Genomic DNA, 20,627 nt, shown 5'->3' on the forward strand with positions numbered 1-20,627 from the left:
GGACACGCCATGCGCCGCTACGGCAAGCACACCGACGAGGACGACATCCGCACCCGCCCCAACCGCAAGGGCAACCGGCCGCGGACCAGCATCCGGCCCAAGCACGAGGACGCGGCCGAGGGACTGGTCCTCACCGTGGACCGCGGGCGGCTGACCTGCCTGGTCGAGGACCGGGTCGTGATGGCGATGAAGGCGCGGGAGCTGGGCCGCAAGGCCGCGGTGGTCGGCGACCGGGTGGCGCTGGTCGGTGATCTGTCCGGCAGGAAGGACACGCTCGCGCGGATCGTGCGGATCGAGGCGCGCGCCTCGGTGCTGCGGCGCACCGCGGACGACGACGACCCGTACGAGCGGGTGGTGGTCGCCAACGCCGACCAGCTGGCGATCGTCACGGCCCTCGCGGACCCCGAGCCGCGGCCCCGGCTGATCGACCGCTGTCTGGTCGCCGCCTACGACGGCGGACTCGAACCGCTGCTGGTGCTGACCAAGTCGGACCTGGCCCCGCCGGACAAACTCCTGGAGCTGTACGGCGATCTGGACATCCCCTACGTGGTCACCAGCCGCGACGAACTGGAGAACGGGGACGCGGCGGACCGGGTGCGCGAGCACCTCGGGGGCCGGATCACCGCCTTCGTGGGCCACTCGGGCGTGGGCAAGACGACGCTAGTGAACGCGCTGGTGCCGGAGGAGCGGCGGCGTACGACGGGACACGTCAACGCGGTGACGGGAAGGGGCCGGCACACCACCACGTCGGCGCTGGCGCTGCCGCTGGCGGAGGCGGACGGCTGGGTGATCGACACCCCCGGGGTGCGGTCCTTCGGGCTGGCGCACATCGATCCGTCCCGCGTCATCCACGCCTTCCCGGACCTTGAGCCGGGCACCGCGGACTGTCCGCGCGCGTGCAGCCACGACGAGCCGGACTGCGCGCTGGACGCCTGGGTGGAGGCGGGGCACGCGGACCCGGCGCGGCTGTACTCGCTGCGGCGGCTGCTGTCGACGCGGGAGCGCACGGAAGGCGACTGACCTTCGCGTTGTTCGCCCGGTCGGGGGTGTCGCGCGTGCATAATCACACCGGGTCGGAGATCCGGATCAACGGGAGGACAGCGCATGGCGTGGCTGCTGGTCATCGTGGCCGGAATGCTGGAGACCGGCTTCGCCGTGTGCCTCAAGCTCTCCCACGGCTTCACCCGGCTGTGGCCGACGATCGCCTTCGCGTCCTTCGCCCTCGGCAGCTTCGGCCTGCTGACCCTCTCCCTGCGCAAACTCGACGTCGGCCCGGCCTACGCGGTGTGGACCGGCATCGGCGCGACCGGCACCGCGGTCTACGGCATGATCTTCCTCGGTGACGTGGTCTCCACCCTGAAGCTCGTCTCCATCGCCTTCGTGATCGTGGGCATCATCGGTCTGCAACTGTCGGGATCGGCGCACTAGCTGCGCGGGATGCGGTCTTGCGGTGAGTGGCGGGCGGGTCAACCGCCGCCGCGCCGCGCCGAGTAGCCCGTCGCGGGGTGCCGGGTGAGGGTCAGCGCGCGGGGTGCGGCAGCACGGCCCGGACCAGTTCGGCGACCCCGCCCTCGGCCGGCGGTGCCGCCACGCAGGAGAGGGCGAGACGCACGACGAGCTCGCAGGAACGGGTGAGTTCGGCGGTGGCCGCGTCGCCCGTGCCGGGTGCGGTGAGCGCGGTGACGGCACGGTCGCGGACCATCCGGACGAGGTCCGGGGGCGTGGGCGGCGGCCGCTCCGCCCGGCGCGGGGCCGGCACTCGGACCGGGCCGCGCCACGGCCGGGGCAGCCGTTCGCTCCAGCAGCCGGTGAGCAACGCCCGGACCAGCGCGTTGTCCCGGGCCGCCGCTGTCGTCCACTCGGCGGTCGCGGTGAGCCGCTCCCCGGTGCCGCCGGTGCCGGCGAGGGCCCGCTCCACCCCGGCGAGATATCCCTCGGTCTCCCGGCGCACCAGGGCCCGCGCGAGGCCGTCCTTGCTGCCGAACTCGTTGTAGAGCGTCTGCCGGGACACGCCCGCCGCGGCGGCCACCTCCACCATCCGCACCGCCGGCCAGGGCCGGCGGTCGAGCGCCATGAAAGCGGCGTCCAGCAGGGACTCCCGGGCAGCAGCCATCCTCGCCTCCCTGGGCCGAAGGGCGTTCCGCCCAGATTTGACGGGCTTTCGGGAGGTGTCAAGGGGGGAGGGAGGGGCCACCTGGGCAGCCGGACGCCCGCCCCGGGGCCTCCGGGAGGCGGCAGCGCCGTCGGCCGCGACCGCGAACCGCCCGGAAAACCCCTCGCTGGCCCCGCGCCGACCTCGACCGATAGCGTGACGTACATGCCGGACTACCTCGACGACCTCCGTCTCGCCCACGTCCTCGCCGACGCGGCCGACGCCGCCACCATGGACCGCTTCAAGGCCCTCGACCTCAAGGTGGAGACGAAGCCGGACATGACCCCGGTGAGCGAGGCGGACAAGGCGGCCGAAGAACTCATCCGCGGCCAGTTGCAGCGCGCCCGCCCGAGAGACGCGGTCCTCGGCGAGGAGTACGGCATCGAGGGCTCCGGCCCCCGCCGCTGGGTGATCGACCCGATCGACGGCACCAAGAACTACGTGCGCGGCGTGCCCGTATGGGCCACCCTGATCTCGCTGATGGAGGCCGGCGAGGGCGGCTACCAGCCCGTCGTCGGCCTCGTCTCCGCTCCCGCCCTCGGCCGCCGCTGGTGGGCCGCGAAGGGACACGGCGCCTTCACCGGCCGCAACCTGACCTCGGCGTCCCGTATCCACGTCTCCGGCGTGAGCGACCTCGCGGACGCCTCCTTCGCCTACTCGTCCCTGTCCGGCTGGGAGGAGCAGGACCGGCTCGACGGCTTCCTCGACCTCACCCGCCAGGTCTGGCGCACCCGCGGGTACGGGGACTTCTGGCCGTACATGATGGTCGCCGAGGGCTCCGTGGACCTGTGCGCGGAGCCGGAGCTGTCGCTGTGGGACATGGCCGCCAACGCCATCGTCGTCACGGAGGCCGGCGGCACCTTCACCGGGCTCGACGGCCGCCCCGGCCCGCACAGCGGCAACGCGGCGGCCTCCAACGGGCTGCTGCACGACGAGATGCTGGGGTATCTCAACCGGCGCCAGTGAGACAGACGGGACGCTTGCGCACGCCCCCCGGCGGTCCGCGTGCGCCCTCTTGTTGGCCCGTCCTTGACCTGAGACGCTGAGACCACCCCCACTTGTGAATTTGTGAATCCGGGGACAAGGTTCCCGGATCCTCCAGGAGGTGGCCCCACCCATGCTGGTCCGCGACGCCATGAGCACGGTGATCCTCACCCTCGGCCCCGCCCACACCCTCCGTGAAGCAGCCACTTTGATGTCCGCTCGGCGCATCGGCGCCGCCGTCGTACTCGACCCGGACGCCGGCGGCATCGGCATCCTCACCGAGCGCGACGTCCTCAACTCCGTCGGCCTCGGCCAGGACCCGGACACCGAGCGCGCCCACGCGCACACCACCACCGACGTCGTCTTCGCCGCGCCGACCTGGACGCTGGAGGAGGCCGCCCGGGCCATGACCCGCGGCGGCTTCCGGCACCTGATCGTCCTGGACCACGGCGAGGTCGCCGGAATCGTCTCGGTCCGGGACATCATCCGCCGCTGGATCCCGGACCGCGAGCCCGCCGGACTGGCCCGGGCCGGCTCCTGACGCCGGCCGGGGCACCGCTCCGGCCCCGGCGGCGCCCCGGGCACGCGAAACGGGCCGGACCCCGAGCACCAGGGGATCCGGCCCGCACGGCAGGCGGAGGCGTGCCGTCGGCTCAGCCGCGCAGCGCCCGCACCGCCGCCTCCAGCCGCTTGCCGAAGTCGGCGTCCGCGGCCGCGAAGTTGCCGATCGCGCGCTCCGCGATGTCCTCGCGGGAGACCTGGGAGATCGCCCCGGCCAGGTTGGCGACCAGCCGCTCCTTCTCCTCCTCCGTCATCAGCCGGTAGAGGTTGCCCGCCTGCACGAAGTCGTCGTCCTCGGCGTGCCGCGGAGTCGGGTGGTCACCGGTGCCGGCGGTGAAACCGTCGTACGACGCCCACAGCGCGCGCCCGGTCTGCTGCGGCCCGCCGAAGCTGTTGGGCTCGTAGTTCTTGGCGCCGCCGTGCCGGCCGTCGTAGAGGTGGCCGTCCCGGGAGTTGGTGCGCGCCTCGGTGGCGTGCGGGCGGTTGACCGGCAGGTGGTCGGCGTTGATGCCGACGCGGTAGCGGTGCGCGTCGCCGTACGCGAAGAGCCGGCCCTGGAGCATCTTGTCCGGCGAGGGGCCGATGCCCGGCACGAAGTGCGAGGGGCTGAAGATCGACTGCTCGACCTCGGCGAAGATGTTCTGCGGGTTGCGGTTCAGCTCCAGCTTGCCGATCTCGATGACCGGGTAGTCCGCGTGCGGCCACACCTTGGTCAGGTCGAACGGGTTGAAGCGGTACGTCGCCGCGTCCGCCGCCGGCATGATCTGCACGCCCACGGTCCAGCTCGGGAACTCGCCCCGCTCGATCGCCTCGCGCAGGTCACGCTGGTGCGAGTCGGGGTCCTGACCGGCGAGGACGGCGGCCTCCTCGGCGGTGAGGTTCTTGATCCCCTGGTCGGTCTTGAAGTGGTACTTGACCCAGAAGGCCTCGCCGGCCTCGTTGTTCCACTGGAAGGTGTGCGAGCCGAAGCCGTCCATGTGCCGGTACGACGCCGGGATGCCGCGGTCGCCGAACAGCCAGGTCACCTGGTGCGTCGACTCGGGCGACAGGCTCCAGAAGTCCCAGACGTTGTCGGCCTCCGTGCTGCCGGTGTACGGGTCGCGCTTCTGGGTGTGGATGAAGTCGGGGAACTTGATCGCGTCCCGGATGAAGAAGACCGGGGTGTTGTTGCCGACGAGGTCGTAGTTGCCCTCCTCGGTGTAGAACTTCACCGCGAAACCGCGCGGGTCGCGGACGGCGTCCGCCGCGCCCAGGTTCCCGGCCACGGTGGAGAAGCGCAGGAAGACCTCGGTCTCCTTGCCGATCTCCGAGAGGAACGCGGCGCGGGTGTACGGCGTCACGTCCGCGGTCACCGTGAAGGTGCCGTAGGCCCCGGCACCGCGCGCGTGCACCACCCGCTCCGGGATGCGCTCCCGGTTGAAGTGGGCCAGCTTCTCCAGCAGCAGCTGGTCCTGGACCAGAACGGGGCCGCCGACGCCCGCCGTCTCGCTGTTCTGGTTGTCGGCCACCGGAGCACCGGCCTCCGTGGTGAGCGGTCCCTGTGTCACGTGCGCCTCCTGCGTCATCGCCGGCCAAGCCTGTCCCTTGGCCAAAGCCGAGTCCGATCCTACATTGGACTTAGTCCAAGTCAAACAGGATTCCAATCTCACACCTATTCCCGTCCTGGTCCCCCTTGCTGTTAGGCTGGTAGCCATGAGCGACCTTCTGGAACGACTGCGTGGACGCGGATGGCGGATGACCGCGCAGCGACGCGTGGTGGCCGAGGTCCTCGACGGCGAGCACGTCCATCTGACAGCCGACGAGGTCCATGCGCGGGCTGTCGCGAAGCTGCCGGAGATCTCCCGGGCGACCGTCTACAACACGCTCGGTGAGCTGGTCACCCTCGGCGAGGTCCTGGAAGTCACCACGGACAAGCGCGCCAAGCGGTACGACCCGAACGCGCACCGGCCGCACCACCACCTGGTCTGCGCCCACTGCGGCGCGATCCGTGACGTGCATCCGACGGGCAACCCGCTCGCCGACCTCCCCGACGCCGAGCGCTTCGGCTTCACGGTGTCGGACGTCGAGGTGACGTACCGGGGGCTGTGCCCGGAGTGCGCGGGCGCCTGACGCGAGGGCGCACGGATCGACGGAGGGGGCCGCGAGCCCCCTCTTTTTCTGCGCCCGCGCAGGGACGCCCCCGCCCACGGCCCCCCGCACACGACAGAGGGCCGGAACCCATTTCTGGATTCCGGCCCTCGGCCTTCAGTAGCGGGGACAGGATTTGAACCTGCGACCTCTGGGTTATGAGCCCAGCGAGCTACCGAGCTGCTCCACCCCGCGTCGGTGAACACGACATTACGCGAGGGAAGCCGACGGAAGCAAATCCATTCGAGGGCGAGTGACCGGGGCCACTCACGCCGACAGCTCCTCGCGCAGCGCGTCCCGCAGCCGCCCCGCCCGCTCCGTGACCTCCGCCGGGCCCAGCTCCGCCGCCCGGGCCGCCCAGCGCTGCCCCTCCGCCAGCTCGCCCCGGCGTGCGTAGACGAGCGCGAGCCGCAGCGCCGCGCGCCCGTGCCCGTCGTCCGCCGCCCGCGTCCACCACACCACGGCCTCCGGCTCGCTGCCCTCGCGCGCCAGCAGCAGCCCGAGGTTGAAGGCGCCGTTGCGCGACCCGGCCTCGGCCGCCGCCCGGTACCAGCGCGCCGCCTCCACCACGTCGCCGCGCGCGGAGGCGAGCATGCCGACCCGCACCTGGGCCCGCCGGTGCCCCTGCTGCGCGGCCCGCTCGTACCACTCCTCGCACTCGGCCTTCTCGTGCGCGCTCTCCCCCAGCTCGTGCGCGGGCCGCGGCGGCCGGCGGGCGTCCAGCAGGGCGGCCAGCCGGTATGCCGCCTCCGCGCTGCCGCCCCCCGCGGCGCAGCGCAGATGCCGCTCGGCGGCCCGCTCGTCGCCCTCGCGCAGCCGGGCCATGCCGACCTGGAGCGCTGCCTCGGTGTGCCCGGCGGCGGCCGCCCGCTCGTACCAGCGCAGCGCCATCGCCTCCTCGCCGCGCCCGGCGTAGAGGATGCCGAGGTTGAAGGCCGCGTCCACGCTGCCGGCCTCGGCCGCCTTGGAGAACCACGGCTCGGCGCCGGAGGCGTCGCCGACCTGGAGCAGGAGGATGGCCAGCGCGTTGGCGGCCTCCCGGTGGCCGGCGTAGGCGGCACGCCGGTACCACTGCTCGGCCTGCGCGGTGCGGCCCTGCTCGGCGCAGAGCAGGGCGAGGTTGTAGGCGCCGTTGTCGTCGCCCGCGTCCAGCGCGGCCCGGTACCAGCGCTCGGCGGTCTGGGTCTCGCCGCGCTCGGCGTGCAGCGCACCGAGCGCGTTGGCCGCGTTGCCGTCGCCCTCCTGGGCGGCCCGCAGCCACCACACGGCCGCGCTCTCGGTGTCCCCGGCGTCCCGCAGCAGGAAGCCGAGGGCGCAGGCGGCCCGCGGTTCGCCGTCCTTGGCGGCGGTCAGGTACCAGTGCCCGGCCTCCTTCAGCTCGCCGCGCTGCTCCAGGATCGCCCCGAGGTGCAGGGCGGCCCGCCGGTGACCGCGCGCGGCGGCCTGCCGGTACCACTGCTCGGCCTCCTCGGCGGCCTCGTCCTCCGCGGCCGCGTCCCGCCGCCCGGTCTCGCACTCGTCGTCGAAGCGCCCGGTCCCGCGGTCGAGGGCGCGCGCCACCCGGTAGGCGGCCTCCCGGTGCCCGCGCTCGGCGGCGAGCCGCATCCAGTGCCCGGCGGTGGCATCCCCGCGGTGCTCCAGCAGGTCGGCGAGCGCGTAGATGCCGAGGACGTGGCCCTGCTCGGCGGACTGGCGCAGCCAGTACTCGGCGGCGGGTTCGTCGCCGCGCTCGCGGTGGTAGCGGCCGAGCGCGTGCCCTGCGGCGGCGGAACCGGCGACGGCGGCGATGCGCCACCAGCCGGCGGCCTCGTCGGGGTACCCGCGCTGGTGCAGCAGGACGCCCAGGTTGTTGGCGGCGGCCCGGTCACCGGCCGCGGTGGCGGCACGCAGATGGGGTTCGGCTCCTTCGAGGTCGCCGCGGCGCAGCAGCATGGCGCCGAGGACGCTGGCGGCCTCCGCGTCACCGCTGCGCGCGGCGAGCGCGAGGCGTACCTCGTCGGCGGCGTCGGCCATGTCGCCCACCTCGTCGCGGACCGGCCCCTCACCAAAAGTCTGTACAAATCGCCCTGACTCGAACAGAGTTGCCTTGTCCCCCATAACGTCCATCGTCGCACCACCCGCAACCTGGGTACACCCGGTATACCCCACCCCGTGAGGTCACTTCAGCGTTTTGTCGACATGCCCACAGGACGACAAGTCAAACACACACCGCCCAACTCCTCACGGCGGCGCGGCCGTAACACCTTCCCCGATCCCGCCCCGATACGTGTCCGCACATCACGAAGGCCCGGATCCTCTTGAGGATCCGGGCCTTCGATTGCAGTAGCGGGGACAGGATTTGAACCTGCGACCTCTGGGTTATGAGCCCAGCGAGCTACCGAGCTGCTCCACCCCGCGTCGTTGTTCCTCAACCGTATCACGACACGGGACGGGCTCGGTCAGCCCTTGTCCCCGCCCTTCCTGCCCGCGGCCTCGTGCTCCGCCTTCTCGGCCCGCTCCAGCGCGGACTTGAGGTCCTTCTGGGCCTTGGCGTAGGCGCCCCAGTCCGGGCCGTCCGGCTGCTTCAGCGCCTTCTGTCCCGCGTCGAAGGCCTTCTGGGCGTCGGCCAGGGCCTGCCGGACCGTCGGATCGCCGGACGCGGGCGGGGCGGCGGCGCCGGTGTCCGGCGGCGCGGTCGCGTCGCCCTGCTTGCCGAAGATCTTGTCCAGTGCCTCGCCCAGCGTGTTCTCGAACGCCGGCGGCTTGCCCGCGTAGGTGACCAACACCTTGCGCTGCAAGGGGAGTTTGAGTCCACCGCCGCGTACGTAGACCGGCTCCACATACAGCAGTCCGCCGTCCAGCGGCACGGTCAGCAGGTTGCCGTACTCCACCTCCGAGTCGCCGCCCTTGAGGAGTTTGATGGCGGCGGCGATGTTCTGTTCGGAGTTGAACTGGCTCTGCACCTGCTTGGGCCCGTCGACCGTCTGGCTGGTGGGCAGTTTCAGGACTCTGATCTTGCCGTAACCGGCGCTGCCCGCCTCGGAGTCGACCGACATGAAGGCGCTGAGGCTGTACCGGCCGGCCGGCGTGAACGTGGTCGACAGCGAGAACGCCTGCTTGCTCTGGCCGGGCATCTTCATGCTCAGGTAGTACGGCGGCACCGCGTCACCCGACTTGTTGGTCGGGTCGGCCGGCACCTGCCACACCTCGCTGCCGGTGAGGAAGGTCTGCGCGTCCGTCACGTGGTAGCGGGTGAGCAGCTCGCGCTGGACCTTGAACAGGTCCTGCGGGTACCGCAGATGGGACAGCAGCTGCGGCGAGATGGCGCTCTTCGGCCGCACCGTGCCGGGGAACGCCTTCATCCAGGTCTTCAGCACCGGGTCCTGGGTGTCCCACTGGTAGAGCCTGACCTCGCCGGTGTACGCGTCGACGGTCGCCTTCACCGAGTTGCGGATGTAGTTGACCTGGTTCTGCTGGGCGACCACGCTGCGGTCGTCCCTGCCGGTGCTCAGCGAGTCGGCCGTGGTGTCGCCGAGGGTCGTACGCGAGGAGTACGGGTAGCCGTTCGACGTCGTGTAGGCGTCGACGATCCACTGTATGCGGCCGTCGACGACGGCCGGGTAGGCGTCGCCGTCGATGGTCAGCCAGGGGGCGACCGCCTCGACGCGCTCCTTGGGCGTGCGGTTGTACAGGATCCGCGAACCCTTGCCGATCGCGCCCGAGTAGAGGATCTGCGGCTCGTTGAACGCCACCGCGTACGCGGCCCGGTTGACCGGGTTGTCGAGGTTGACGCCGCTCTTGCCCGTGTAACTGGTGGTCTTCTCGCCGTTGTCGTCGGTGGAGTAGTCGATCTCCTTCTGGGGACCGCCGACGATGGAGTAGGTGGTGGTCTTCTCGCCGTAGTAGACCTGCGGCCGGTAGCTGCCCAGGTCGCCCTCGGGGGGCAGGTTGTACTCGGTGAAGACGGGCTCGCCGTCGTCGGCCTCGGTGCCCTTGGCGGCGACCACGCCGTAGCCGTGCGTGTAACGGAAGTGGTCGTTGATCCAGTTGTGCTTGATCCCCTTGCCCTTGAGGTTCAGCTCGCGCACGCCTATGACGGTGTCCTGGAGCTTGCCGTCCTTGGTGGGGTACCGGTCGACGTCCAGGTTGGCCGGGAAGCCGTAGTAGTCCTTCACCTGCTGCGCCTGCTGGAACGTCGGCGAGACGATGTTCGGGTCCATGATCCGGATGCTCGCCGCCTCGTCCGCGTCCGCGCGCAGCTTGGCGTCGTCCTCGGTGTCGGGCTTGCCCTCGTACTTGACGACCTGGGTGTCGTCGATGCCGTACGCCTTGCGGGTCGCCGCTATGTTCTTCTGGACGTACGGGGCTTCCTTGGCCTGCTCGTTGGGCTGGACCTGGAACTTCTGCACGATCGCCGGGTACAGCCCGCCGATCAGGATCGCCGACAGCACCATCAGGCCGAAGCCGATGACGGACAGCTGCCAGGTGCGCCGCCACAGGGTCGCGAAGAACAGCAGCGCGCAGATGACGGCGATGCAGAACAGGATCGTCTTGGCGGGCAGGTAGGCGTTGGCGTCGACATAGCGCAGACCGGTCCAGTCGCCGGACTTGAAGCCGCTGGACTTCACCGCGAGGCCGTACCGGTCGAGCCAGTAGGCGACCGCCTTGAGGGCGACGAAGAGGCCGAGCAGCACCGAGAGGTGCCCGGTCGCCGCGGCCGTGGCGCGCGCGCCGGGGCTGGTGAGGCGCAGGCCGCCGTACAGGTAGTGGGTGAAGGCGGCGGCGATCAGGCACAGGATCACGGCGGCGAAGCCGAAGGCCAGCAGGAACCGGTACCAGGGCAGTTCGAAGGCGTAGAAGGAGATGTCCAGGTGGAACTGGGGGTCCTTCTGGTGGAAGGGGACGCCGTTCACCCACATCAGCCAGGTGCGCCACTGGCCGGCGGCCGAGGCGCCCGCGATCAGCCCGACCAGGGCGCTGATCGCGACCAGCAGCCAGGTCTTGTACGGCGCGAGGCCCATCCGGTAGCGGTCCAGGTTCTGCTGCTCCATGGACATGGCGCTCAGCGGGGGCCGCAGCCGGTGCGCGAGCCAGATGTTCAGGCCGACCACGAACGCGGTGAGCAGACCGAAGACGAGGAACAGGCCGATCTTGGTCCACAGTGTGGTGGTGAACACGGACGAGTAGTGCACCGACCGGTACCACAGCCAGTCCGTCCAGAAGCCGGCGAACATGCTGAACGCCATGCCGAGGACGGCGAGCACGCCCAGGGTCAGGATGAGGACCCTGACCCGCCGGGACGGTCGGCCCGCTCCGGTCCGTGGCCCCCTAGGGCCTTGGCCGCGGTCCGGCATCTGGAAAGCCAAGGTGCGCCCCTCGAAGTTCGCTCTCGATCCATCAGGTCCCCGTTCTCGCGGACCCCTGGTGGCCCCCCGTGATCGCGGGCCGACACCTATGCAACTTACCCAGGCCCCGCTCGGTTCCCGATTCCGGTGGGGAACCAGGCAGGATTGTGCCCATGTCCAACACTCCCATGGCGGCGAGCCCGCTCACCCGGGCCGTACTCGAGATCGACGAGTACGTCTCCGGCCTCGGCTGGGATCAGCCCGCTCGCCTCTTCGCCCTCGTCGACACCGCCCGGCTGCGCAGCCAGGAACCCGCGCTCGCGGCCCAGCTGGGCCTTGATGACGAGTCCGAGACCGTCGGTCTCACCCCGATCGAGCAGGACGAGATCCCGTCCGGCAAGCCGCTCGACGAGTTCCTCGCCACCATCGCCTGGCCGGACGCGGTGGCCGGCTGCGCGCTCGCGGTGGAGCGGCTGATGCTGCCGCCGTCCGCCGAGGCGCAGGTCCCGAAGGACCTCAGCGAGGCCAAGCTGGCCAAGTGGGTGGCCGAGCACCCCGAGCGCCAGGAGGTCCGGATGACGGTGGCGGTGCTGCGCGACGGCGGCCGCGAGTCGGCGCTGCGGCTGCGCGAGAAGGACTCCCCCACGGAGGTCCTCACCGGCCCGGACCTGGTGCCGGGCCTCGCGGAGGCCCTGTCGGCGACGTTCGCCGACTGATCCGGCTGTGCGGTACGGCGGTGGGGGCGCCCCTGGTCGAAGGGGCGCCCCCAGCCGTGCCGGGGCCGTGTCCGCGCGGGTCAGCCCTTGGTGCCGCACAGCGGCAGTGCCGCGGTGTCCCCGCTGCGGATGTCCTTGAGGGCGCCCAGCGCGTCCTTGATCGTCTTCACCTTGACCAGGGTGAGCCCGCTCGGCTTGTCCGCGGCGGCCTCCGCGCAGTTGTCGGCCGGCGTCAGGAAGTACTGGGCGCCCTTGCCGCGCGCGCCGAGCGTCTTCATGTCGACGCCGCCGATCGGACCGACCGTGCCGTTGTCGTCGATGGTGCCGGTGCCGGCCACGAACCTGCCGCCGGTCAGGCTGCCCGGGGTGAGCTTGTCGTAGATGCCGAGCGCGAACATCAGTCCGGCGCTCGGGCCGCCGACGTCGGCGAGCTTGATGTCGATGCTGAACGGGAAGGTGTGGTCGGTCCCGGCCGAGATCCCGACGATCGCCCGCTTGGGGCCGCTGTCGTCGGAGGCGGCCGTGGTGATCGTGACGTCCCGCGTCGCCGTGGCCGTCCTGTGGGCCTTCTCCGCGGCGGCCTGCTCCTTGGCGGGCACGACGGTGAAGACGACCTTCTGGCCCGGCTTGTGCTTGGTGACCAGCTTGGCCACGTCGGAGGGCTGCTTGACCTCGGCACCGTCGACGGCCTTGATCACATCGCCGGCGTGCAGCCGGCCCTCGGCCGGGGAGTCCTTGACCACGGTGGAGACGATCACCCAGGACTTCACCGGGACGTTCAGCTGCTTCAGGGCGGCGACCTTGGCGCTCTCCTGGGACTGGCTGAACTCCTCCGCGTTCTGCTGGGAGGACTGCTCCTCCGTCGTGCCCTTCGGGTAGAGCGTGTCGTGCGGCACCACCTTGCTGTCGCGCGACAGCCAGCCGTAGACGGCCTCCACCAGGTTCATCCGGAAGTCCACGCCGGTCACCCGCACGGTGGTCATGTTGAGATGGCCGTCCGTCGGATACGTCTTGCGCCCGGAGATCTGCAGCACCGGCTCGCCCTGGTGCTCCCCGAGCGTGTTCACGGTCGGTCCGGGGGACATCTCCGCGTACGGCGCGGGAATGAGCATCCCGGCGCACAGGAACGCGATCAGCATCAGGGTCGAGGCGAGCATCGTCGCGGTGCGGCGTGGCATGCCCCGACAGTACGTGACGCCCCTGTCGGCGCACTGTCAGGGCACCCCTGTCAGACGCCGCCCGCGCCCGAGTGGGACTTCTCCATCGCCTCGCGGAACCGGGCGTACCCGTCCAGCTCGGGGCCGTCACTGCGCACCTTGCGCGTCCGGTTGGCCCAACTGCCCCACAGTCCGCCGCCGATCGCTGCCACAAGCGGAATCAACAGCCAGACAAGCGCGCCCATGCCGACCTCCCAACCCTGAGCGTCCGCAACTGACTGATCAGCAGATTAACCTTCCGCACCGACAACGCTCGCGTGCGGGGGCCGGTCACGCAACCGGAAAGAGCAGTGGGCGGGGAGTGACGGGCCCGCTCAGGTGAGCCGAACGGGTGATGCGTCAGCAGGCCCCGACCCACTCCTCGGTCCCGTCCGAGAACTTCTGGTGCTTCCAGATGGGCACCTCGTGCTTGAGGTCGTCGATCAGTCTGCGGCAGGCGTCGAAGGCCTCCGCCCGGTGCGGACACGCCACGGCGACGACCACGGCGACGTCCCCGACCGCCAGCTCCCCGACCCGGTGCACGGCGGCCAGCGCCCGCACCGGATAGTCGGCGGCGACCTTCTCCGCGACCCGCCGCATCTCGGACTCGGCACTGGGGTGGCAGGAGTACCCGAGCCCGTCCACGTCGGCACCGCCGTCGTGATTGCGCACCGTGCCCACGAACAGCGCGATCCCCCCGGCCGCCGCGTCCCCGACGGCGCCGAACACCTCGTCCACCGAGAGCGCGGTCTCCCGCACCCCGATCAACTTGACGGGATCCGCCGCCGCCCGCTCCCCGGAATGCCCACTCGTCTCAGCCATGCCCCCATCGTGCCGCACGGGTGTGACAGCGAGGAATACGAGGTTCACCCCGCCCGGGCCCGGCCCGTTTTGGACGCTCCTACAGCGGCCCGGCCGCCCGCGCCGCGAGCGCCGTCAGCGCCGCCGGGCCTTGCGGGCCCGCCGCACCACGGCCGCGGCGCCCAGCAGCGCCACCGTCGCACCAGCGGCCCCCGCCGCCGTCGCGTCCTTGCGTCCCAGCCGCCGGCCGGCGACCGTGTGCCGCCCGGCCACCTCCTCCAGCAGCTCGGCGAGCACCTCCTCGTTGGTCCACCGCGGCCGCCACCCGGCGTCGTGCAGCCGGCTCCCGCTGACCACCCACGGGTACATGGTGTAGGCCAGGTCGCCGGCCGGGGACGGGGTGAGCCCGATCCGGTGCAGCCGGGCCGCCGCGCCGAGCGCGACCGCCGAGGGCAGCTCCATCCGCCGGATGCCGCTGAGCTCCTCGACCTCCTCCTGCTCCAGCCAGCCGTCGCAGCCGACGGCCAGCTCCCCCTCGACCTTCTCCAGCACCGCGTACTCCAGGGCGGCGCACAGGTCCTCGACGTGGCAGAACTGCCACGCGGGCCGCGATCCGGCCACGACCAGGAGCCGCGGGGACTCGAAGTACCGGGTCAGCGCGGTGTCCGTGCCGCCGACGAGCAGGGCGGGCCGCACCACGGTGACGTTCAGACCGGGGTGCGCCCGGGGCGCGCGCCGCGCCAGGCGCTCGATCTCCAGCAGGTCGCCGACGCCGGTGGCCTCGGCGGTCGCCCGCAGCTCGGCGTCCTCCGACAGGGGCAGCTCGTTGTCCGGCAGGGCGCCGTAGACCATGGCGGAGGTGCACAGCACCACCCGGTGCACCCCGGCCGCCGCGGCGGCGGTCAGCACGGTCTGCGTCCCCCGGACGTTGTAAGCGGTCCGCGCGGCCGCGTCGCTGCCCAGGTCCAGGTCCAGGGCGAGGTGGACGACCACGTCGGCGCCGCGCAGTTTGTCCGCGATGGCCGGATCGCGCACGTCCAGGACGTGCCACTGGGCCTCGGCGCACTCCCCGCGCCGCTCGTCGATCGCGATGACCCGCCTGACCTCCTCCGACGCGGCGAGCCGCGCGGTGAGCAGGGCGCCCACGCCGGTCGCGGCGCCCGTGACCGCGACGACGGGCCCGCGCACGGCGGGGGTGTGCCCGGCGGACGGGGCTGACTGGTTTCGCGCTGCGCGAACCTGCGGATCTGGGGAACTCACCCGGCATCTCCAGCGGTTGTCTTCTGTACGGGCGTGAGTGACGCGCGCGTACGAGGTGCATCCATCCTGCCGCAGGCCTTCCGCGGGCGAAGCACCGAGGCCCGATCGGGTCCGGGTGTCTACGCTGGGTGGTGTTGTCGGGCAGCCGCGCCGCCGGAGAAGACCGGTGGCCTTACCAGCCGAGGAATCCCGTGAGTGACACCCCATTCGGTTTCGGCCTTCCGCCGGAGGAGCCGGAGGACGGCGACGAGGGCAAGAAGAAGGACCAGCAGAGCGGTGGTGGGCAGGGACCGGCCAATCCGTTCGGTTTCGGCGGCATGCCCGGAGCCGGTGGCTTTGGCGGCCCCGGCGCCGACAATCCGCTCGCAGCCATGTTCGGCTCGCTGAACCCCACCGATCTCGGTGCCGCGTTCCAGCAGCTGGGCCAGATGCTCTCCTACGAGGGCGGCCCGGTGAACTGGGACATGGCCAAGCAGATCGCCCGCCAGACGGTCGCCCAGGGCACCGCGGACGGCACCAAGGACGCCAGCGTGGGCCCCGCCGAGCGCAAGGCGGTCGAGGACGCCGTGCGCCTGGCGGACCTGTGGCTGGACGACGTGACGTCCCTGCCGTCCGGCTCCGCCTCCGCCGTCGCCTGGTCGCGCGCGGAGTGGGTCGAGGCGACCCTGCCCGCCTGGCAGGAACTGGTCGACCCGGTCGCCGAGCGGGTCGGCGCGGCCATGGGCGATGTGCTGCCCGAGGAGATGCAGGCCATGGCGGGCCCGCTGATCGGCATGATGCGCTCCATGGGCGGCGCCATGTTCGGCACGCAGATCGGGCAGGCCGTCGGCGTGCTCGCGGGCGAGGTCGTCGGCTCCACCGACATCGGCCTGCCGCTCGGCCCGGCCCGCAAGGCCGCGCTGCTGCCGGCCAACGTGGAGGCGTTCGGCAAGGACCTGAGCGTGCCGCTGGAGGAGGTGCGGCTCTACCTGGCCCTGCGCGAGGCCGCCCACCAGCGTCTGTTCGCGCACGTGCCGTGGCTGCGCTCGCACCTGTTCGGCGCGGTCGACGGCTACGCGCGCGGCATCAAGGTCGACACCGCGAAGCTGGAGGACGTGGTCGGCCAGTTCGACCCGCAGAACCCCGAGCAGCTGCAGGACGCGCTCCAGCAGGGCATGTTCCAGCCCGAGGACACGCCCGAGCAGAAGGCCGCCCTGGCCCGTCTGGAGACCGCTCTGGCGCTCGTGGAGGGCTGGGTGGACGCGGTGGTCCACGCGGCCGCGAAACCGCGTCTGTCGTCCGCCGACGCGCTGCGCGAGACCCTGCGCCGCCGCCGTGCGACCGGCGGTCCGGCGGAGCAGACGTTCGCCACGCTGATCGGCCTGGAGCTGCGCCCGCGCCGGCTGCGCGACGCCTCGCGCCTGTGGGCCTCGCTCGCGGACGCGCGCGGCACCGACGGCCGGGACGCCCTGTGGCACCACCCGGACATGCTGCCGACCGCGACCGACCTGGACGACCCGGACGGCTTCGTCCACCGTGAGCAGCTGGACTTCTCCGAGCTGGACAAGATCCTGGGCGAGGCGGCGGACAAGCCCGACCTGCACAAGAAGACCGACGACGGCGAGGCCGGCGACACCAAGGGCGACGACGCCGAGTGAGCCTGTACGACGACGCGGTCCTCGTGCTGAAGGGGTACGAGGGCCAGGACGAGCTGCGCCAGTCCTACCTGGACCATCTGGCGGCGCACCCGGACGGCATGTGGAAGGCCTGCCAGTTCGGCCATGTGACGGCGAGCGCCCTGGTGATCGACCCCGAGCGCGGCCGGGTGCTGCTCACCCTGCACCGGAAGCTGCGGATGTGGCTGCAGATGGGCGGCCACTGCGAGCCGGGCGACGCCACCCTGGCGGCGGCCGCGCTGCGCGAGGCGACCGAGGAGTCGGGCATGGCCGGGCTGACCCTGCTGCCCGGCGGCCCGGTGCGCCTGGACCGGCACCCCATCCCGCCGCCGTGCCACACGCACTACGACGTCCAGTACGCGGCGCTCGCCCCGCCCGGCGCCGTCGAGGCGATCAGCGACGAGTCCCTGGACCTGCGCTGGTTCCCCTACGACGAGGTCGCGGGCGTGGCCGACGGCTCGGTCGCCCAGCTGCTGGAAGCGACCCGCGCGCGACTGTGAACGGGTGAGGGGCGACCACCACGGCGGTCGCCCCTCACTGGCTCACCCGGTCAGCTCCAGACGTTGCCGCGGTTCTGGCCGCGCGCGCCCTGCTGGCCCATCCCCCACTGGCCGGCGATGCCCTGGATCTGCGCGTTCTGCGGCGGCAGCAGCTCGCTGGGCTGCACCAGGGCGAACCCGGAGCCCATGAAGCTCAGCTCCCAGCCCTCCCCGGTGTTGCCGCGCCTGCGCCACACCCCGGAGGAGTGCGTCTGGGCCTGCATCTGCACCCGCAGCCCGGTCGACCAGGCCACGATGGCGTCGGCGTCGCAGTTGACGTACCGGTCCGGTGTGACCCGCATCAGCAGCGGGGCGCCCGAGGTCATCAGGGCGACCCGGCCGCGCCCGGTGATGTTCAGCTGGTACTTCCCGGAGCCGGAGATGCCGTAGAGGCTGTCGACGGCGATGACCTCGTGGTGCAGCGAGGAGTCCATGGCGAGGACGTAGGAGCTGTCGACGGTCAGCCCCTCCGGCTCGATGTCCATGATGTGCACGTGCTGGGCGAGGTTGGCCAGGTAGACCGTGCCCTGTCCGTGACAGCGCATCAGGTCCAGGCCCTCGCCGGTGTGCGCACGCGCGCGCCGTTGGCTGCCGCTGCGGTACTCGGCGTCGAACTCGACGAGGCCCTGGTAGGCGACCATGGTGCCCTTGCGGGCCAGGATGTCGTCGTTGCACTCCATGACGACCCGGAGCAGCTGCGAGTTCTGGAGGCTCCAGCGCTCCTGCGTCTGGTTGTCGTTGTACGCGAAGATCGGGCTCTGCATGGTGTGTTCTGACTCCCCCTCAGCCCCGGAACCGCAGGCGGTCGGTGCTGTCCTCACTGGGCTGGACGACGACGATGCCCTGTCCGGAGAAGGCCATCTGGTAGGCCTCGCCGCTGCCCCGGCCGATCAGCGACTGCGCCTTGAAGCTGCGCTTGCCCTTGACCTTCAGGTTGGGCGACCAGGCGACGAGCGCGTCCGGGTCGACGTAGGTCTCGTCCTCGCCGCCGCCGCAGTCGACGACGATCGGCGTGCCCCGGGAGGTCAGCGCGACCCAGCCCTGACCGGTGATCCGCGTGTTCCACAGGCCCTGCCCGGCGAACTTGGCCAGCCCCTTGACCCGCTCCACGCCCCAGCTGAGGTGGGCGTCGAAGGCGAGCAGGTTGGTGGCGTTGACGGAGATGCCGTCGCCGTCGAGGTTGATCACGACGACGTTGGCGCCGTAGTCGGCGAGGTAGAGCAGTCCGTCCCCGGAGCACTTCATCAGCGGGGCGCCCTCGCCGGTGATCCAGTCGCGGGCGATCTGGCGCACGGCCGGAGGGTTGGGCTCGTACTGGACGAAGCCCTCGTAGGCGACCATCGAGCCGACGCGCGCGAAGAGGTCGTTGCCGGTCTGCATGGCGACCTTGAGCATGTGGTCGCCGTGGTTCTCCATGCGGGCGGTGACGGGTGCGGGAGCGAAGCCCGCGAGCGGCTGGTTCATGACGGGCTCCCTCAGACCTCGTACGGCTGGACGACGATGAAGTTGCCGGGCGCGCCCCGGAACTGCAGGTTGACGCTTTCGCCGGTGTCGCCGGGGTAGGCGTTGCGGCGCATCCGGACCTGGCTGGAGACGATCACCTGGGCGGCCGCCGACCAGGCCACCACCGCGTTGCAGTCGGCGAAGGTGGTCGGGGTGACCGGCAGCACCACAGGGGTGCCGTGCGTCTTGACGACGATGGTGCCGGTGCCCTGGAACTGCATGGTGAACAGCGCGCCGCCGGGGATTCCGTGGCCCTCGATGCGGCGGACCTCGTACTGGAGGCCCTCGTCGAAGGCGAGCACGTTCTCGGCGGAGACGCAGATCGCGTCGCCCTGGAGTTCGACGGGGTGCAGGTTGGTGGCGTTCTCGGCGAGGAACACCTGGCCCTGGCCGCTGCAGCGCATCAGCTGCATCTCCTGGCCGGTGGCGTTGCCGACGATCCGTCCGGCGAAACCGGCGCCCTTGTAGCCGAAGTCGACCTTGCCCTGGTAGAGCACCATGCTGCCCTGCTTGGCCAGCACCGGCTGCCCGCCGGCACCGAGGTCGACCCGCATGAGCTTCTTGTTCTGGAGGGTCCAGCGCTGTCCGGTGGGCGTCTCCTTGAACTTCTGGAGCGCGGCGCCCACTCCGGCGCCGCCCTGCGGGGCACCCTGGGGCACACCGTAGGCGGCGGCCTGGCCGGGGACCTGGCCGTGGCCCGGGGGCATGGGTGCACCGGGCTGACCGCCGTAGCCCGGGGGCAGCGGCGCGCCGGGCACGCCGCCGTGGGGCGGCTGCGGTGGCAGGCCGTAGGGCGCCGGGGCCGGCGCGGGAGCGGGCGGCGGGACCGTTCCCGCCCCGCCGGGCGGGGTCAGGGGGGCGATGACCGTCGGCGCGCCGTGCACGTCCGGCGCGGCCGGGGGCGGGGTCTGGCCGGGCGGGGTGAAGCCCTGCGGAGGTGTGCCGCCCGGCGGGGGCGTGAAGCCCTGCGGGGGCGTCCCGCCCGGCGCGGTGAAGCCGTGGGCGCCGGACTGCGGGCCCGGTGCGGCGGCCGACTGCGGGCCCGGCGCGGGGGCGGGGGGCGGGACGGGGGCCGTGACCGGCGCGGGGGCGGACTGCGGGTCCGGGGCGCCGAAGGCGGGCGGGGCGGCGGCCTCGGCCGGCGGGGCGAAGGCGGGCGGAGCGAAGCCGGGGGCGGCGCCGGACTGCGGCTGCTCCGGCGGCGCGGCGGGCGCCTCCTCCTCCAGCACCTCGCCGCCGAAGTTCCTCAGCAGCGCCTCCAGACCGCCGTCGAAGCCCTGCCCGACCGCGGCGAACCGCCAGCCGTCCTTGAAGTAGAAGTCACCGAGCATGACGGCGCGCTCGGTGGAGAACTCCGCGCCGTTGAAGGAGTAGCGGGCGACCTCCTCGCCGCCCGCGACGATCCGCAGGTAGCCGGGGCCGATCTGCGACATCTGCCCGGCGCCGTCGATGGTCGCCGTGAAGGACAGCTTGCGGATGTGCGCCGGGACGCGGTCGAGCGTGACCCGGAACGACTCCGTGTCGCCCGCCTGCGCGCCGAGCAGTTGGAGGGACTCCTCCGGCGACTTCGGCTGGTTGAAGAAGACGAAGTACCGGTCGTCCGAAAGCCGTTCGTCGGCGTCCAGCCCGAAGCAGCTGATGTCGAAGGTCAGTCCGGGGCCGGCGATCTGCACGCCTACGTACAGATCGGTGCCCGCGGTGAGATCACTGATCCTGGCCTTGTGGCCGCGTTGGAAGTCCCTGGCCATGCGATACGACCGTCCCCCATCCCGATGGTGAGTGCGTCGCGCCAGGCTAACGGCTGTGACC

General features: G+C 71.9%; 19 protein-coding genes and 2 tRNA genes. 8 read left to right on the forward strand and 13 right to left on the reverse strand.

Features of this window, described 5'->3' with window-relative positions; all coding sequences use genetic code 11:
- Window positions 1-9 precede the first annotated feature (9 nt).
- Window positions 10-1,020, forward strand: a complete 1,011-nt coding sequence (gene rsgA / locus HZZ00_RS31045; RefSeq protein ID WP_180329502.1) for a ribosome small subunit-dependent GTPase A — start codon at window positions 10-12, stop codon at window positions 1,018-1,020.
- Window positions 1,021-1,104: 84 nt separating this feature from the next.
- On the forward strand, window positions 1,105-1,428 hold the full coding sequence (locus tag HZZ00_RS31050) for a multidrug efflux SMR transporter (RefSeq protein WP_180329503.1): 324 nt from the start codon (window positions 1,105-1,107) through the stop codon (window positions 1,426-1,428).
- Between the two features lie 91 nt (window positions 1,429-1,519).
- On the opposite strand, the gene HZZ00_RS31055 is transcribed toward HZZ00_RS31050, so the two are convergent.
- On the reverse strand, window positions 1,520-2,113 hold the full coding sequence (locus tag HZZ00_RS31055) for a TetR/AcrR family transcriptional regulator (RefSeq protein ID WP_180329504.1): 594 nt from the start codon (window positions 2,111-2,113) through the stop codon (window positions 1,520-1,522).
- Between the two features lie 204 nt (window positions 2,114-2,317).
- Here HZZ00_RS31055 and hisN point away from each other — a divergent pair, with 204 nt between their 5' ends.
- Entirely contained in the window at window positions 2,318-3,118 is an 801-nt protein-coding gene (gene hisN / locus HZZ00_RS31060) for a histidinol-phosphatase (protein ID WP_074993205.1), read from the forward strand.
- Window positions 3,119-3,269: 151 nt separating this feature from the next.
- On the forward strand, window positions 3,270-3,677 hold the full coding sequence (locus tag HZZ00_RS31065) for a cyclic nucleotide-binding/CBS domain-containing protein (RefSeq protein ID WP_180333775.1): 408 nt from the start codon (window positions 3,270-3,272) through the stop codon (window positions 3,675-3,677).
- 112 nt (window positions 3,678-3,789) lie between these two features.
- On the opposite strand, the gene HZZ00_RS31070 is transcribed toward HZZ00_RS31065, so the two are convergent.
- A complete protein-coding gene (locus HZZ00_RS31070) occupies window positions 3,790-5,244 on the reverse strand; it encodes a catalase (RefSeq protein ID WP_180329505.1) in 1,455 nt (484 codons plus the stop codon).
- Between the two features lie 145 nt (window positions 5,245-5,389).
- Between HZZ00_RS31070 and HZZ00_RS31075 the strand changes: the two genes are divergently transcribed.
- Window positions 5,390-5,806, forward strand: coding sequence for a Fur family transcriptional regulator (locus tag HZZ00_RS31075; RefSeq protein ID WP_071828860.1), 417 nt, complete (start codon window positions 5,390-5,392; stop codon window positions 5,804-5,806).
- A 139-nt stretch (window positions 5,807-5,945) separates the two neighbouring features.
- On the opposite strand, the gene HZZ00_RS31080 is transcribed toward HZZ00_RS31075, so the two are convergent.
- The 4 genes from HZZ00_RS31080 to HZZ00_RS31095 all read right to left on the reverse strand — a co-directional run bounded on the left by HZZ00_RS31080 (window position 5,946) and on the right by HZZ00_RS31095 (window position 11,157).
- Window positions 5,946-6,019, reverse strand: a tRNA-Met gene (locus HZZ00_RS31080).
- Between the two features lie 72 nt (window positions 6,020-6,091).
- The gene (locus HZZ00_RS31085) at window positions 6,092-7,930 is read right to left on the reverse strand and encodes a tetratricopeptide repeat protein (RefSeq protein WP_180329506.1); all 1,839 of its coding nucleotides are present in this window, start codon (window positions 7,928-7,930) and stop codon (window positions 6,092-6,094) included.
- 217 nt (window positions 7,931-8,147) lie between these two features.
- Window positions 8,148-8,221 (reverse strand) — tRNA-Met (locus HZZ00_RS31090).
- A gap of 41 nt (window positions 8,222-8,262) precedes the next feature.
- The gene (locus HZZ00_RS31095; RefSeq protein WP_180333776.1) at window positions 8,263-11,157 is read right to left on the reverse strand and encodes a UPF0182 family protein; all 2,895 of its coding nucleotides are present in this window, start codon (window positions 11,155-11,157) and stop codon (window positions 8,263-8,265) included.
- A gap of 164 nt (window positions 11,158-11,321) precedes the next feature.
- Here HZZ00_RS31095 and HZZ00_RS31100 point away from each other — a divergent pair, with 164 nt between their 5' ends.
- Complete coding sequence (locus HZZ00_RS31100) at window positions 11,322-11,864, forward strand: PPA1309 family protein (RefSeq protein WP_180329507.1); 543 nt, start codon at window positions 11,322-11,324, stop codon at window positions 11,862-11,864.
- An 80-nt stretch (window positions 11,865-11,944) separates the two neighbouring features.
- Here HZZ00_RS31100 and HZZ00_RS31105 read toward each other — a convergent pair whose 3' ends face one another.
- The 4 genes from HZZ00_RS31105 to HZZ00_RS31120 all read right to left on the reverse strand — a co-directional run bounded on the left by HZZ00_RS31105 (window position 11,945) and on the right by HZZ00_RS31120 (window position 15,121).
- The gene (locus tag HZZ00_RS31105) at window positions 11,945-13,042 is read right to left on the reverse strand and encodes a PDZ domain-containing protein (RefSeq protein WP_180329508.1); all 1,098 of its coding nucleotides are present in this window, start codon (window positions 13,040-13,042) and stop codon (window positions 11,945-11,947) included.
- A gap of 50 nt (window positions 13,043-13,092) precedes the next feature.
- The gene (locus HZZ00_RS31110; protein ID WP_180329509.1) at window positions 13,093-13,266 is read right to left on the reverse strand and encodes a hypothetical protein; all 174 of its coding nucleotides are present in this window, start codon (window positions 13,264-13,266) and stop codon (window positions 13,093-13,095) included.
- Window positions 13,267-13,420: 154 nt separating this feature from the next.
- On the reverse strand, window positions 13,421-13,882 hold the full coding sequence (locus HZZ00_RS31115) for a molybdenum cofactor biosynthesis protein MoaE (RefSeq protein WP_180329510.1): 462 nt from the start codon (window positions 13,880-13,882) through the stop codon (window positions 13,421-13,423).
- A gap of 114 nt (window positions 13,883-13,996) precedes the next feature.
- On the reverse strand, window positions 13,997-15,121 hold the full coding sequence (locus HZZ00_RS31120; RefSeq protein WP_180329511.1) for an SDR family oxidoreductase: 1,125 nt from the start codon (window positions 15,119-15,121) through the stop codon (window positions 13,997-13,999).
- Window positions 15,122-15,312: 191 nt separating this feature from the next.
- Here HZZ00_RS31120 and HZZ00_RS31125 point away from each other — a divergent pair, with 191 nt between their 5' ends.
- Window positions 15,313-16,758: a zinc-dependent metalloprotease gene (locus HZZ00_RS31125; protein WP_070026849.1), complete on the forward strand. Its 1,446-nt coding sequence runs from the start codon at window positions 15,313-15,315 to the stop codon at window positions 16,756-16,758.
- A complete protein-coding gene (locus HZZ00_RS31130; protein WP_180329512.1) occupies window positions 16,755-17,276 on the forward strand; it encodes an NUDIX hydrolase in 522 nt (173 codons plus the stop codon). Before HZZ00_RS31125 ends, HZZ00_RS31130 begins: the two co-directional genes overlap by 4 nt.
- 50 nt (window positions 17,277-17,326) lie before the next feature.
- Here the strand turns inward: HZZ00_RS31130 and HZZ00_RS31135 are convergent, their stop codons facing one another.
- Genes HZZ00_RS31135 through HZZ00_RS31145 form a run of 3 tightly spaced genes read right to left on the reverse strand, consistent with a single transcriptional unit; the run spans window position 17,327 to window position 20,566 of the window.
- Entirely contained in the window at window positions 17,327-18,079 is a 753-nt protein-coding gene (locus HZZ00_RS31135) for an AIM24 family protein (protein ID WP_180329513.1), read from the reverse strand.
- 19 nt (window positions 18,080-18,098) lie between these two features.
- Window positions 18,099-18,779, reverse strand: coding sequence for an AIM24 family protein (locus HZZ00_RS31140; protein WP_070026854.1), 681 nt, complete (start codon window positions 18,777-18,779; stop codon window positions 18,099-18,101).
- An 11-nt stretch (window positions 18,780-18,790) separates the two neighbouring features.
- Window positions 18,791-20,566, reverse strand: coding sequence for a TerD family protein (locus tag HZZ00_RS31145; RefSeq protein ID WP_180329514.1), 1,776 nt, complete (start codon window positions 20,564-20,566; stop codon window positions 18,791-18,793).
- Window positions 20,567-20,627: the final 61 nt, after the last annotated feature.

The organism is Streptomyces sp. NEAU-sy36 (assembly GCF_013423905.1).
GTDB lineage: Bacteria > Actinomycetota > Actinomycetes > Streptomycetales > Streptomycetaceae > Streptomyces > Streptomyces misionensis.

Excerpts from the sequence above, each read along its gene's own strand:
- rsgA (WP_180329502.1), top strand. The coding sequence starts at position 10 with ATGCGCCGCTACGGCAAGCACACCGACGAGGACGACATCCGCACCCGC.
- HZZ00_RS31050 (WP_180329503.1), top strand. The coding sequence starts at position 1,105 with ATGGCGTGGCTGCTGGTCATCGTGGCCGGAATGCTGGAGACCGGCTTC.
- HZZ00_RS31055 (WP_180329504.1), bottom strand. The coding sequence starts at position 2,113 with ATGGCTGCTGCCCGGGAGTCCCTGCTGGACGCCGCTTTCATGGCGCTC.
- hisN (WP_074993205.1), top strand. The coding sequence starts at position 2,318 with ATGCCGGACTACCTCGACGACCTCCGTCTCGCCCACGTCCTCGCCGAC.
- HZZ00_RS31065 (WP_180333775.1), top strand. The coding sequence starts at position 3,270 with ATGCTGGTCCGCGACGCCATGAGCACGGTGATCCTCACCCTCGGCCCC.
- HZZ00_RS31075 (WP_071828860.1), top strand. The coding sequence starts at position 5,390 with ATGAGCGACCTTCTGGAACGACTGCGTGGACGCGGATGGCGGATGACC.
- HZZ00_RS31085 (WP_180329506.1), bottom strand. The coding sequence starts at position 7,930 with ATGGACGTTATGGGGGACAAGGCAACTCTGTTCGAGTCAGGGCGATTT.
- HZZ00_RS31095 (WP_180333776.1), bottom strand. The coding sequence starts at position 11,157 with ATGCCGGACCGCGGCCAAGGCCCTAGGGGGCCACGGACCGGAGCGGGC.
- HZZ00_RS31100 (WP_180329507.1), top strand. The coding sequence starts at position 11,322 with ATGTCCAACACTCCCATGGCGGCGAGCCCGCTCACCCGGGCCGTACTC.
- HZZ00_RS31105 (WP_180329508.1), bottom strand. The coding sequence starts at position 13,042 with ATGCCACGCCGCACCGCGACGATGCTCGCCTCGACCCTGATGCTGATC.
- HZZ00_RS31110 (WP_180329509.1), bottom strand. The coding sequence starts at position 13,266 with ATGGGCGCGCTTGTCTGGCTGTTGATTCCGCTTGTGGCAGCGATCGGC.
- HZZ00_RS31115 (WP_180329510.1), bottom strand. The coding sequence starts at position 13,882 with ATGGCTGAGACGAGTGGGCATTCCGGGGAGCGGGCGGCGGCGGATCCC.
- HZZ00_RS31135 (WP_180329513.1), bottom strand. The coding sequence starts at position 18,079 with ATGCAGAGCCCGATCTTCGCGTACAACGACAACCAGACGCAGGAGCGC.
- HZZ00_RS31140 (WP_070026854.1), bottom strand. The coding sequence starts at position 18,779 with ATGAACCAGCCGCTCGCGGGCTTCGCTCCCGCACCCGTCACCGCCCGC.
- HZZ00_RS31145 (WP_180329514.1), bottom strand. The coding sequence starts at position 20,566 with ATGGCCAGGGACTTCCAACGCGGCCACAAGGCCAGGATCAGTGATCTC.